Annotated in this window: 12 protein-coding genes; 2 read left to right on the forward strand and 10 right to left on the reverse strand. The window is 67.6% G+C overall.

All coding sequences use genetic code 11. The features are described 5' to 3' along the window. The first annotated feature begins 277 nt into the window (after positions 1 to 277). Entirely contained in the window at positions 278 to 1894 is a 1617-nt protein-coding gene (locus ACIQCM_RS10665; protein ID WP_400607492.1) for an MFS transporter, read from the forward strand. Positions 1895 to 2166: 272 nt separating this feature from the next. Continuing rightward, complete coding sequence (locus ACIQCM_RS10670; RefSeq protein ID WP_400607494.1) at positions 2167 to 2349, forward strand: hypothetical protein; 183 nt, start codon at positions 2167 to 2169, stop codon at positions 2347 to 2349. Here ACIQCM_RS10670 and ACIQCM_RS10675 read toward each other — a convergent pair. The 10 genes from ACIQCM_RS10675 to ACIQCM_RS10720 form a co-directional block, all read right to left on the reverse strand. Beyond that, positions 2333 to 3121: an SDR family NAD(P)-dependent oxidoreductase gene (locus ACIQCM_RS10675; RefSeq protein WP_400607497.1), complete on the reverse strand. Its 789-nt coding sequence runs from the start codon at positions 3119 to 3121 to the stop codon at positions 2333 to 2335. The genes ACIQCM_RS10670 and ACIQCM_RS10675 overlap by 17 nt on opposite strands. Positions 3122 to 3142: 21 nt before the next feature. Then, positions 3143 to 4969: an IucA/IucC family protein gene (locus tag ACIQCM_RS10680; RefSeq protein WP_400607499.1), complete on the reverse strand. Its 1827-nt coding sequence runs from the start codon at positions 4967 to 4969 to the stop codon at positions 3143 to 3145. Further along, on the reverse strand, positions 4966 to 5541 hold the full coding sequence (locus ACIQCM_RS10685; RefSeq protein WP_400607501.1) for a GNAT family N-acetyltransferase: 576 nt from the start codon (positions 5539 to 5541) through the stop codon (positions 4966 to 4968). The genes ACIQCM_RS10680 and ACIQCM_RS10685 overlap by 4 nt, the downstream gene beginning before the upstream one ends. Then, positions 5538 to 6896, reverse strand: coding sequence for a lysine N(6)-hydroxylase/L-ornithine N(5)-oxygenase family protein (locus ACIQCM_RS10690; protein WP_400607884.1), 1359 nt, complete (start codon positions 6894 to 6896; stop codon positions 5538 to 5540). The genes ACIQCM_RS10685 and ACIQCM_RS10690 overlap by 4 nt, the downstream gene beginning before the upstream one ends. A gap of 2 nt (positions 6897 to 6898) precedes the next feature. After that, positions 6899 to 8542, reverse strand: coding sequence for a pyridoxal phosphate-dependent decarboxylase family protein (locus ACIQCM_RS10695; RefSeq protein ID WP_400607886.1), 1644 nt, complete (start codon positions 8540 to 8542; stop codon positions 6899 to 6901). Between the two features lie 200 nt (positions 8543 to 8742). Further along, the gene (locus tag ACIQCM_RS10700) at positions 8743 to 9732 is read right to left on the reverse strand and encodes a cyclase family protein (RefSeq protein ID WP_400607504.1); all 990 of its coding nucleotides are present in this window, start codon (positions 9730 to 9732) and stop codon (positions 8743 to 8745) included. Beyond that, positions 9729 to 9989, reverse strand: a complete 261-nt coding sequence (locus tag ACIQCM_RS10705; protein ID WP_400607506.1) for a hypothetical protein — start codon at positions 9987 to 9989, stop codon at positions 9729 to 9731. Before ACIQCM_RS10705 ends, ACIQCM_RS10700 begins: the two co-directional genes overlap by 4 nt. An 11-nt stretch (positions 9990 to 10000) precedes the next feature. Continuing rightward, positions 10001 to 11338 carry a TRAP transporter large permease subunit gene (locus ACIQCM_RS10710; protein WP_400607509.1) on the reverse strand — a complete coding sequence of 446 codons (1338 nt, stop codon included), beginning with the start codon at positions 11336 to 11338 and terminating at the stop codon, positions 10001 to 10003. 76 nt (positions 11339 to 11414) lie between these two features. Then, positions 11415 to 12197, reverse strand: a complete 783-nt coding sequence (locus ACIQCM_RS10715) for a DUF1932 domain-containing protein (protein WP_400607512.1) — start codon at positions 12195 to 12197, stop codon at positions 11415 to 11417. 19 nt (positions 12198 to 12216) lie between these two features. Further along, positions 12217 to 12846, reverse strand: coding sequence for a methyltransferase (locus tag ACIQCM_RS10720; RefSeq protein ID WP_400607515.1), 630 nt, complete (start codon positions 12844 to 12846; stop codon positions 12217 to 12219). Positions 12847 to 12875: the final 29 nt, after the last annotated feature.

The following is a 12875-nucleotide window of genomic DNA, read 5'->3' on the forward strand; positions in this document are numbered from 1 at the left end:
CGTCACATTCAGCGCTGGTTTGGGCGCTTAGGTGCGCTGGGGAGGGGCGGACAAGGAAAAATTTAGGTAACGATCCGCCGTGACCTGCCGCATCCCAGTGCTGGCGCGGGAAAGGCCGCGGTGCCCCGCGCCGCCGTCGGCCGCCAAACAGCCCAAAAACACCCGATCCTACGGCACCCGGACCGAAAAAGGCTGGGAATTCCCGTAAAATTGAAGGCCTGCCCGGAGCGGGGCAGCTACAAGTCGCAAGCAAATGACCTCCACAGGAGTCGCCCAAATGCCCATAGACCGAAGCAACACCGACTCTTCCGCAGGCATCACCAACGCCTCCGGAACCAACCCAGCCACACCCCCTGGTACGCAGGTGAACGCGGGCCCGGCCGGCCCCCGGAAGCCCAAGATCCTGGGCCGGCGACGGCTCAAGGAATCCGATGTGAACGTCGTGGACCAGCCCATGCTGAAGAAAGCCCTGGGCGGAACCATCGTGGGCAACACGATGGAATGGTACGACGTAGGCGTGTTCGGCTACCTGATCACCACCATGGGCCCGGTCTTCCTGCCCGAATCGGACCCCACCACCCAGACCCTGTTCCTCCTGGGAACCTTCGCCGCCACCTTCATCGCCCGTCCCCTGGGCGGCGTGGTCTTCGGCTGGATGGGTGACAAGATGGGCCGGCAGAAGATCCTTGCCGCCACGCTGATGCTGATGGCCGCGAGCACCTTCGCCATCGGCCTGCTGCCCGGTTACGCCCAGATCGGTCTCTGGGCAGCAGCCCTGCTGGTTTTGCTGAAGATCGTGCAGGGTTTCTCCACCGGCGGTGAATACGCCGGCGCCACCACGTTCGTGAGCGAATACGCTCCGGACAAGCGCCGCGGTTTCTTCGCCAGCTTCCTTGACCTGGGAAGCTACCTTGGCTTCGCGATCGGCGCAGCCCTCGTTTCAGTGCTCCAGCTGACGCTGGGGCAGGCCGTCATGGAGGACTGGGGCTGGCGCATTCCGTTCCTGATTGCCGGCCCGCTGGGGATCATCGCCATCTACTTCCGTAGCCGGATTGAAGAGTCCCCGCAGTTCCAGGCCACCCTGGACGCGCAGGAGGACCTGGCCAAGCACGCCGCTGCCTCCGAGGACGCCGCGGCCAAGGGCCCGATAGGAATCGTCAAGGCCTACTGGCGCTCCATCATCGTGGCCATGATCCTGGTGGCCGCCGCGAACACGGCCGGCTACGCCCTCACCTCCTACATGCCCACGTACCTCACCGAGTCCAAGGGCTACGATCCCGTGCACGGCACGCTGCTGACCATCCCCGTGCTGGTTGTCATGAGCCTGTGCATCCCGCTGACCGGCAAGCTCTCCGACCGGATCGGCCGCCGGCCCGTTCTCTGGATCGGCGCGGTCAGCACCGTCCTGCTCGCCATTCCGGCGTTCCTGCTCATCGGCATCGGCGAGATCTGGTCCACCCTGGCAGGCCTCGGCCTGATCGCCTTCCCCGTGACCTTCTACGTGGCAAACCTGGCCTCGGCATTGCCGGCCCAGTTCCCCACCTCAAGCCGGTACGGCGCCATGGGCATCGCGTACAACTTCTCGGTGGCCATCTTCGGCGGCACCACGCCGTTCATCGTGGCCGCCCTGATCAGCGCCACGGGCAACGACATGATGCCCGCGTATTACCTGATGGCTACTTCCCTGATCGGTGCCGTGGCCATTTACTTCCTGAAGGAATCGGCCCAGCGTCCGCTGCCGGGCTCCATGCCCAGCGTGGACAGCCAGGCGGAGGCCCGCGAACTGGTTGCCACGCAGGACGAGAACCCGCTGATCGACCTGGACGAACTGCCGTTCGAAACCCAGGACATCACGGACTCCTCCGGATCCGGAAAGGTCCCCGCCGGGGTGTAGCCCCCGGCTCCCGGCCAGGGCACTTCTTGCAGCCCGCGCTCACGAGGCCCGTCCAGCACTTCCCGGCCAGGGAACGTGCGGGGCGGGCCTTAGCCGTCTTCAGGCGACACAGGATGCCGCAGCCTCCAGGCGTTCGCGGAATATTTCAAAGCATATGAAGTGCGTGATGGACCACGCCGGCCGCTACGTGCCGGCCGTGGGAGCGGCCGGGACCGCCGGGGTGCTCAGCGGCAGCGGCCACCGTGTTCACCACCCGCCACTATGGGTCTGCGATGGTGTCGTTCACGCCGGTGATGCTGCTCATCTCCCAGCTTTCCGCGTTCATAAACCCGGGCGTGCTGATCCTGGAACGCGGGGTGGAGACCCTGGTGGGTGCGCTGGTGGGCATCGCCGCCGTTGTAGCGGTCCGCCGGAGCGGGGTCGCGCACGCTCCCCGGCTTATTGGGCGGCGCTGACCTGTTTGGGCCGGCGCGGCGGGCCCGCCATGAGCCTGGCGGGCGCCACCCGGGCCAGCGCGGCCACGATCTTGTACCGGCGGGTGGGGATGGACAAGGCCTTCCCGCGTTCATTGTCCGCCAGGCCTTCCCGGACCACGCGTTCAGCCTGCAGCCAGGCCCAGGACGGCGCCACCGACTTGTCCATCCCCATCCGGTCGTGGAATTCGGTGTGCGTGAAACCCGGGCACACGGCCGTCACCCGCACCCCGCCCGCACGATAGGCCAGGTTCGCCCATCGGCTGAAACTCACCAGCCACGCCTTTGCCGCCGAATAGGTCCCTCGCGGCAGGAACGCGGCGATGCTCGCCACATTCACGATCCGGCCCGCACCCCGCTCCAGCATGCCCGGCAGGACGGCGCGCGTCAGCACCAGGGCCGCCTCGGTGTGCAGCCGCAGGTGCTGCACTTCCTCCTCGGCCGGATTGTTTTCGAACTGGCGCAACAGGCCGGTCCCCGCGTTGTTGACCAGGACCCCCACCGGCCGCAGCGGATCGGAGAGGCGTCCGACGACGGCGGCCAGGCCGCCGTCGTCCGTCAAGTCCGCGGGAAGCACCTCAGCCGTGGTTCCGTACCGCCGTTCCAGTTCCGCCGCAACCTCTTCGAGGCGCGCGCGGTCCCGCGCGACGAGCACCAGCCGGTGGCCCCGGGCGGCGAGCTGGCGGGCGAACTCGGCTCCCAGGCCGGCGCTGGCTCCGGTGATGAGGGCGGTCTCGGGTGCGGCGGAGGTCATACTGCCAGCCTAGCCAACGCTTCAGGCGCCGGGCCGGAACCGGGCCAGGGGGTTCGCCAGCCGCCCGGCCTTTTGCAGGCCGCCGGAGGGGTCGGCCAGGTCCAGCATGTTCTGGTTGTTGCGCAGCTGGAGCCGGTTGAGGCAGGAGAGCTCGAAGTCAGCGGCGAACAGGTCGTGCCGGGCGAACTGGTCCGCGAGCTCCGGGTGCTGCGCCTGGTAGTCGGCCACAGCCGCGGCCGCCGTCCGCCAGAATTCCTCCTGCGCAAGCGTCCCGGCCTCGTCCAGGAGGGCCGCGAGGAAGCGGAAGATGCAGTCGAAGATGTCGGTGAAGACGGCCAGGACCTTCTCCCCGTCGGGGATGTCGGCCTTGATCCGGGCCACTTCCTCCGGAAGGTCCAGCCGGTCCCCCATCGCCACGATTTCCTCGGCGATGTCCTTCATGATGGCCCTGACCGGTACCCCGTTTTCGAGGACCAGGATGACGTTTTCGCCGTGCGGCATGAAGGCGAGCTCGTACTTGGCCACGCAGTGCACCAGCGGCACCAGGTACGCCTCGAAGTAGCGCCGCAGCCAGGCGTCCGGCGCGAGGCCGGACCGTCCGATCAGTGCGGAAACCATCGGTTTGCCGGCCGCGTCGACGTGCAGGAGGGACGCCATGGTGGCCAGCTGCTGGCCCTCCTCCAGCAGGGGCAGCGGACTTTCCCGCCACAGGGCGGACAGCATCTTGCGGAAGGGCGAGCCGGGCGCCGAGCCCGCCTCGTAGGTGCCGTTGTGGTAGCCGATCGCGGCGACCTCGGCGATCATGGTGAAGCCGCGCTGCTGCAGTGCACTGTCAGTCTCGATGAGTTTGCGCAGCCAGTCGTTGATGGCGGGCGTGGCCTTCATGTACTGCGGGGAAAGGCCGCGCATGAAGCCCATGTTCAGCACGGACATGGCGGTCTTGACGTAGTGCCGGTCCGGGGCGCCGGTGTTGAAGAACGTCCGGATGGACTGCTGCGCCTGGTAGGTGTCCGTCCCGGTGCCCAGGTGCACGATCAGCTGCCGGGCGATCTCCGCCGCGAATGTCACCGTGAGCTTGTTCTCCCACTGCCAGGGGTGCACGGGCATGAAGAAGTACTGGTCCGGGTCCAGCCCTTCCAGCTGCAGGTGGGCGGTGAACCGGCCGACCAGCGGCCCGAGTTCAGCGTCCAGGTGGGCCCGGTAGTCCAGCCCGGCGCTGGTGGTGAACACGGCCCGGCTGCGGTGTACGGCGATCCATTCGAGCTGCACCGGAGCGCCGGTTTCCGGGGCGAACGCGAGGTAGTCGCTGATGCCGAAGCCCAGCCGGCCATTGTTGGCCACGAAGCACGGGTGGCCCTCCGTCATGCTGCGTTCAATGGTCTGGAAATCCGCGGCCGGGTCCTGCCCTCCGGTGACGCCGGCGGCAAGTTCCGCGGCGGACGGCTGCCCGGCCCACTGCTTGTAGGCGTGGCTGGACAGGGTGCTGCTGACCTCTTCGAGGTAGACCGGCAGCATCTGGATATTGATTCCGAGGGTTTCGTGGAAGGCCGTGATGAACTCCAGGACGTCCAGGGGCGCCTCGGTGCCGTCCCGGAAATGTTGCATGGAACCTGCGTCGATGGACCAGTGGTCCAGTTCGAGGAGCCGTGCGCGGAACCGGTATTCGTGGCTGCCTTGGGCCACGCGGTAGGTGCCGTCCGCGGCAGGTTCCGGGGTGAGGATGCGTTCGTGTGAAAACTCGGCGAGCGCCTTGCGCAGCAGGTGCCGGTTGGCGCGGGCCCAGCGGTCGGCCGTGAGGTGGGAGGCCTGCGTCAGGGTTGCGGGGACGGGTTCGAGGTGGATGGTCACAGTGCGGCTCCCTGGAGGTTGGTTTCGGAGTCGGGCTTGGGGGAATGGGCTGCGCGGGCGGCGTGGAAATCCGTGCGGGTGCAGAAGCTGAGCAGGGCTTCCTTGTCCGGGAGGGCGACGGTCCCGGCTGGCCGGAAGCCGAACCGGGCGTTGAGGGCGTGGATCCTGGTATTCCGAATGTCCGGTTCCACCACCACGCGCTCCACGTCCGGCCGGTCGAACAGCCGGCTGAGGACGGCGTCCATCACCCCGGCCGTGTACCCCGGTTTTGGAGCGGACGACGGCGGCGCCACCAGCAGGTGCATCCCCACGTCACCGGGATGCACCGGATAGAGGGAGGCCAGCGGCGAGGACCCCGGAAGGTATTCCTCCGTGAGGAAGGCGGGGACGCCGTCGTCGAGCCCCAGAAGCGCGTGGTGGTGGCCGCTCGCCTGGATCGCGGAGTACTCTGCCGCGACATCGGCGACTGACGCGGACTCCATGCCCCAGAACGAGGCGTAGGGCTGCGTGACCCAGCTGTGGAGGAGGGGTGCGTCGGCTTCTGCGTCCAGGCAACGGAAAGTGAACCTCATGCGGGCACCTCCTCTGCCGCAGGTACACCGGCGGGAATGCCTGCCGTGGCGCCGAACTGCTGGAACGCGATGCTCCGCTCCACCGGGTAGACCTCGCGCCCGGTGATTTCGCGCAGGATGCAGGAGTTGCGGTAGGCGCCCATGCCCAGGTCCGGGGTGACGAACCCGTGGGTGTGGAGCTCGGCGTTCTGGACGAAGATCTCGCCCGGCACCACACCGGTGCCGTAGTTGCGGTCCACGGCGAAGCGGCCTGCGCTGTCCCGGGCAATGCGGTCCTGGATTCCGGCCAGGAACGCCGGTTCGCGGTAGCCGTAGCCGGTGGCCAGGACCACGGCCTCGCTCTCCAGGGTGTAGTCGGTTCCCTGTTCGCCGTGGTGCAGCTGGAGAGTGTGGGTCCCTGCGGCGGCATCCCAGCGGGCGCCGGTGAGGGCCGAGTGCGTCAGCAGCTGCGTGTCCACCAGGCCCGAGAGGCTGCGGGTGTAGAGGAGGTCGTAAATGGCGTTGATCAGGTCCGAGTTGATGCCCTTGTAGAGGTTTTTCTGGCTCCTGATCAGGTCATCGCGCTGGCCCCGCGGCAGGCCGTGGAAGTAGTCCACGTACTCGGGCGAGGTCATTTCGAGGGTCAGTTTGGTGTATTCCAGGGGGAAGAAGCGGCCGGACCGGGTCACCCAGTTCAGCTGGTAGCCGTGGGCGTCTGCCTCCTGGAGCAGCTCGTAGTAGACCTCGGCTGCGCTCTGGCCGCTGCCCAGGACGGTGATGCTGCGCCGCTGCTGCAGTTCGGCCTTGCGGGCCAGGTAGTCCGAGTTGTGGAGGACCAGCCCCCCGCGGCCCGCGGCGGAGTCTGCCAGGATCCCTTCCGCGGCCTGGGGTACGTAAGGGCTGGTGCCGGTGCCCAGCACCAGCCGCCGCGCCCTGAGCACCTCCGGCCCGGCCGGGCCCTGGACTGACAGGTGGTACACGCCGTCGTCGTACGCCGTTTCCAGCACGTCCGTGCTAAAACGCACCGAGGACAGCTGGCCGGCAACCCACTGGCAGTACTGGTTGTATTCGGCGCGGAGGGGGTAGAAGTCCTCGCGGATGTAGAAGCGGTAGAGCCGGCCGGTCTGCTTGAGGAAGTTCAGGAAGGAGTAGGGCGAGGTGGGGTCGGCCATGGTCACCAGGTCGGCCATGAACGGGACCTGCAGGTGCGCGGGCTCCAGCATCATGCCCGGGTGCCAGTCGAAGGACGGGCTGCGGTCCAGGAAGAGGCCGTCCAGTCCGTCCACGGGTTCCGCGAGCGCGGCAAGGCCCAGGTTGAAGGGTCCGACGCCGATCGCGGCGAAGTCGTAGATCCTGCCGCTGTTGGAGGTGCTGATGCTCATGCCGCCGCCGCCTTGGCGAGGAGCTCCGCGCCGGTGGTGCGCAGGAGGGTGATGATGCCGCCGATGTCCTCCAGGGTGGCCTCGGCGTTGAGGAGCGTGAATTTGAGGTAGTGGCGCCCCTGAACCTTGGTGCCGGCCACCACTGCCTGGCCGGAGGCGAACACGGCGGCCCGGATGGCGGGGTTGAGCGCGTCGGCGGCGTCCTCGGTGATGCGTTCGCCGGAGCCGGTCCGCGGCCGGTAGCGGAACACCAGGGTGCTCAGCTGGGGTGGGGCGGCGAGCTCGAAGTCATCGTCGGCCTCGAGGAGGCAGCCGACGCGCGCGGCGAGGTCGATCGCTTCGTCGAAGAGGGCCCCCACGGCGTCCGCGCCCATGATCCGGAGGGTCAACCAGAGCTTCAGGGCGTCGAAGCGGCGGGTGGTCTGGATGCTCTTGTCCACCTGGTTGGGGATGTCCGCCAGGGCCGCGCTTTCGGGGTTGAGGTAGTCGGCGTAGTAGGTGATGTGGCGGAGCATGGCGGATTCGCGGACCAGGAGGGCGCTCGAGCTGACGGGCTGGAAGAACGTTTTGTGGAAGTCCACGGTGACGGAATCAGCCAGGCCGGACCCGTCCAGCAGGTGGCGGTAGCGGCCGGAGACCATGAGGCCGCCGCCGTAGGCTGCATCGACGTGGAACCAGGCGCCGTAGGCGCGGGCCAGCGCGGCGAGCTCTGCGAGCGGGTCAACCACGCCGAAGTCGGTGGTTCCGGCGGTGGCGACGACCGCCATGGCGGTGAGGCCGGCGTCGTGCGCTTCCGCCATTGCCGCGGCGAGCGCGGCCGGGTCCATCCTGCGGTCAGTCGTGCACGGGACGGTGATGACGGCGTCGAATCCGAGTCCCAGCATGGACGCCGACTTCTGGATGCTGAAGTGGCTGTCCTCGGAGGTGAAGATGCGGAGGGTGTCCAGCAGCGCCGGGAGCCGGTGGCTGCTGCGGGCGGGGTCGCGGCGGAGGCCTGCCACGGCGTGGTTGCGTGCGATGAGCAGGGCCTGCAGGTTGGACTGGCTGCCGCCGGACGTGAACACGCCGTCCGCGTTCGCGCCCAGGTGCAGGCGTTCGGCGGTCCAGTCGATGAGGCGGCGTTCAATCATGGTGGCGCCGGCACTCTGGTCCCACGTGTCCAGCGACGAGTTCACAGCGGAGAGCACCGCTTCGCCCACCAGCGCGGGAATCACCACGGGGCAGTTGAGGTGCGCGGCGTATTTGGCGTCGTGGAAGTAGACGGCGTCGCGGAGGTACACCTCCTCCAGCTCCTGCAGTGCCGCGGCGGTGTCCGGCAGCGGCGCGTCCAGGTCGACAGCCGCTACGCGCGCCTTCATTTCGGAAGGACCGATGCCGGTGAACGGCTGCGCGGTCCGCTCCAGCTTGGTGGCAACGGCGTTGACCCCCTGCAGCACCTGCGCCACGTAGCGGGGCGAGTTGCGCGCATTGAAGAGGTGGTTGGTGGCACCGAGCGCCAGTTCCACGCGGGAGCCGAAGTCTTTGGCGGGGTTTTGGGGGCGGGTGTTCCGGGGGCTGGGGCCTTTAGGGCTGGTGGCTTCGGTGCTGGGACGCACGCGGCCGTGGGGGTCGTCCACGGGCGGTTCGTCGAGGCGGGGCATCAGCGGCACAGGTCTTCCTTTGCTCAAGGGCAGGGTGGCATAGGTAAGCCTTACTTAGGGAACCCTTTTAAGCAAACTTTTGTGAGCTATTTCCGTTGCGGTGCGTAATTCCGGGATCTTTGCCGGTTCTCCCGGCGTCATTGACTCGCTGGATCGGCAACTTTACGGCAGAATATGCCCACCTGACGGCGGGTTGCAGGTCAGGTGATTGCTGTGGCGTTGGCGGGCGACCCCGTACCGCCGGTGATGTTCAGAGGCTTGATGCTGACGAAGGAATCCCAGTTGCCGCTGGACCTCATATGCCGTGCCAGCGGGCCGAGTTTCCAGAGTTCGCCGAGAGGCACGCCCAGTTTGGCCAAGAGATCCTGGTGCATCATTCCGTGATCGTTGGGCGCGGAGTTCCGGAACGGGCTGTACGCGATGGCGGGAAGGCATTCGAAGGCGAAGTTGTCAGCAGCGATGACGGCGAACCTGCTGTCCCACGCCCATGCGAGGAATTCCCGGGACTGGGCCACTCCCGTTGCCTTCCGGCTGTCCCGGATCCGCTGTTTCTCCCCGGGAGCCAGGGCGAGGAACCATTCGCACCAGCCGGTGTGCAGCATCAGGATGTCGCCCGGCCTGGGGATGAGGGACTGGGCTGCCAGGGCTTCCTGAATCGGCTCCAGGCCGAGGGGTTCGCCCTCCGCGTGGTTGATGGGCTCACCGACGCCCTCCCGGTATCCGGCCAGGTCCACCAGGATCCCCCGGCCGGCGATCGGATGTTCCGCCCACTCCTGCACCCCCAGCTCGGGAGTGCCCTCAACGATCAGGTCATCAGGCGTGCCGTTGTAAAAGCCGACGTCGTCCGCCCTGCGGTGCCGCAGTCCGTCTATCTGGGTGGATCCCTGGAGGTAGTACCCGTCCAGGTAGTCGTCCCGGTGGGCAGGATGTGAGGAGTAGATGGTGTGCCTGGGAGCACCGCGCTTCAGGGACATGCCGGGATCGAATGCATCTGCGGGGTAGTCCAGGCCGAACACGGTACCGGTCCGGATGGAGTCCCTGGCATGCAGGACTATGTCCGGCCCGATGAAGGAAGGGGTCCCGCGGCCGGGCTCGGGAAACAGTCCCCACGAGGTGCCTGCAAGCTCTCCGGGCCGCTCCAGGAGTTCGCCGTAACTGGGGTAGGCCGGGGAGTCCTCAATGTCCGTCATCGCGATGTTGTTGCTTCCCGGGCGGCCACGCCTTGTTCATTGCCGTGTTGGTAGGTGAGCAGGAACCCGGCAACCGCGCACACCGAGGCTGCGATGCACATCGGGTCCTTGAAGGTTGTGTTGAAGAACTCCAGCCACTGCCCCTGCCCGGCAGCGAGCGCCACCGCCTGGCCGGCGACGAACATCACTCCGCCCAGGAGCAGGAGCAGGAGCGTGAGGACGAAGACGGCCTGGACGGCGCGCCGGATCTTGTGCATGGTGTGTCCCCTTAGACCGGCAGGACGCCGATGATGATCAGGACGCCGATGCCGAGCAGCGGCAGGGCGTAGTGGGTGAGGAGCCGGGCAAAGGTCTTGATGGGGTCCACGTCGGCGATGCCGCACGCCACGTACAGCGGGGCTCCGCCCGGCGGGACCGCCGCTTCGCAGGAGGAGAAGACCAGGACGGCGACGGCAGCCGTGGTTGCCGGCACGCCGGCTGCCACCAGTGCGGCCACTCCTACCGTTCCGACGGCAGCCATGGTGGCCGTCGCGGACAGCGGTGCGGCGACGGCGATGACGATCAGCCCGATCAGGATGGCCAGAAGCCACAGTGGCAGGCTCATCCCGTTCAGCAGCTCCGTCATCTGCTTGGGCAGCCCGGTGGCAGCCAGGGCGTTGGCGCCGGCGAAGGCGAACACCACGGTCACCCCCACGATCCCGAAGCGCGGCGCGGAGTCCTGCAGCAGCGCCCACCACTTCCGGCCATCCCCGGGCAGGTTCTTCCGGCCCAGCAGGAGGCCTGTGATGATCAGGACCACTGGAATCCACACAATCACGCTGACTGCCTTCGTCACGTCGCCGCCGGTCCAGCCGGAAAGAGCCTTGGCGATGGCACCGGAGGTGATGACCAGCGGAATGGCCACCACAACGAAGAGCAGCAGCGGGGTCCAGCCGCGGCCAAACGCTGCCCGGACGGACAGCCGGTGCGCCGCATCGAGGGCAGCCATGCCGCTCTTGCGGACCAGCAGCCAGGTGACGATCAGCCGGTGCAGGAAGCACCACAGGCCGCCGAACAGCAGCGGCAGGACCAGCGCATTGACGTCCAGGAGGGGCCCGACGGTGGCCGACCCGACCAGCACGAACATCGAGGCACTGAACGGAAACGTGATGCCCATTCCCGCATTCCCGGCCACCAGTGTGGCAGCTGCGGGCTTGTCCAGCTTGGATTTTTCCATCCAGGGTATGGTGACCGAGCCAACCGTGGCGGCGATGGCGGCCTGGTTGTGCACCACGCTGCCCAGCCCCGCTGACGCCACGGTAGACACCCAGGCCGGGCCGCCCTTGACTCCGCCGATCACTGAATTCAGCAGGTCGATCAGCCGGTCCAGCACGCCGGTTCTGTCCAGCAGGTACCCCATGAAAACGAACGCCATGGTGGCAAAGACAATCTCGTCGGTAATGGCCCCATACAGCGCCTCCCATCCCATTTGGGCGGCCGCGGAGCCAGTGAACGGGAGCACCACCAGGAAGCCGAGGATCATGGCCTCGCCGACGCTGCGCTTGATCACGGTTGTCCAGACCAGGATCGCGGCAAGGTAGGCCCCGAGTGCCCAGATGCCGATCATGCGCCTGCTCCTGACGTTCTGTTGGATGTCATGTGGTTGGTACTTCCCTGCTCATTGATTCTGCCGCGCCGTAGGGTCAGCGCAACACCGCAGCCGGTTCTGCTTCGGCGATGCGGGCGTGGGCAGCCGCGGAAGCTGTCGTCATTTCCGCCGGAACGCCGAGTTCGGAGAGATAGTGGGCAGTGTCCTGCATTTCCCGGGAGCGGCGCAGCGCGTGCTTGCTGGTGCCGGCGAGGAACCTGTCGATGACCGCCTGGCCGTCACCGGCGAGCTGCCTGGCGATCTGGCCGCGGATCCAGTCCTCCAGCCCCGCGGCCTTGCCTGCGGTGACGGCTTCGACCACCACTGCTGCCAGGCCCTTCATCAGGACACTGCGCAGAAGCTTGTGGGCCATGGCGGCGCCCGGCTCACCTTCGGCGATTTCGACGTCGACACCGAGCGGGCGCAGCAGGCCGGCGACGGCCTGGGCGCCGGGGCCGCTGACCATGAGGGGGGTCTTCTCCCCCAGCGCGGCAACGGGTCCAAGGATGGCGACGTCGGCGAACTCGGCCTTGCCGGGAAGCCGGCCGAGTTCCTGCATGACAGAGGGAGAAGAGGAAGTGAAGTCCGCATAGCAGCTTCCGGTCGCCAGGACCGGCAGGCATTCCTGGGCAACGGCCCGGGCTGCCGCCGCGCCGGTCATCACCAGGACGATGTCGGCGCCCCGGCATGCTTCGGCGGCGGTGGCGGCGCGGGTGACGCCTGACGGAGTGGCGGGGGCAACGGGATCGTAGCCGGTGACGGCGTGTCCGGCTGCGGTAAGGGCTGCGGCATAGGTTGCTCCGGCCTCGCCGAGGCCGATGACGGTGCAGGCAGTCATGGAGTCTTCTCTTTCGTGGTTAGGAGCGGGCTGCAACAATTGCTTGCCGGCGGTTGGTTTCGTCTGCGAACACGGCTTCCGCGGCTTCCGCGACGGCGGCTGCCTGATCCCGGGGGATGACCACCACGCCGTCGGAGTCGCCGATGATGACGTCGCCCGGCAGGACGGGGACGCCGCCGAAGGCGATGGCAGTTCCCAGCCGGAAGGGCCCGTTCTTATAGGGACCGGCGGGCGTGGTGGCCCGGGCGAAGACCGGCATACCAATTTCGGCCAGGGCCTCGGCATCGCGGGCCGCCCCGTCAAGGGCGAATCCGGCGATGCCGAGGTTGATGGCGCGCTCCCCGATCAGTTCACCAAGGAGGGCGCGGGACTCATCGGCCCCGCCGGCTACGACGATGACATCCCCCGGCTGAGCCAGGCGCAGGGCCTGGTGGATGCCCTGGTTGTCGCCGGGCCGGGTCCAGACGGTGAAGGCCGGCCCGGCGATTTTCGCTCCTGGCCAGATGGCCTGGATTGCCGAATGGGCGACGCCAAGGCGGTCCACGGCGTCCCCGATGTTGGCAGCCGGCAGTTTGGCGAGCCGTTCAATGACATCCCTGTCGGGGCGGGGGAAGTCGGCGTCGATGGTCTCAGGGGCGGGCGTTGTCATGGTGCGTTCTTTCGGTGGGGCGCGGCAAG

It is taken from the genome of Pseudarthrobacter sp. NPDC092439 (assembly GCF_044754945.1).
Lineage (GTDB): Bacteria > Actinomycetota > Actinomycetes > Actinomycetales > Micrococcaceae > Arthrobacter.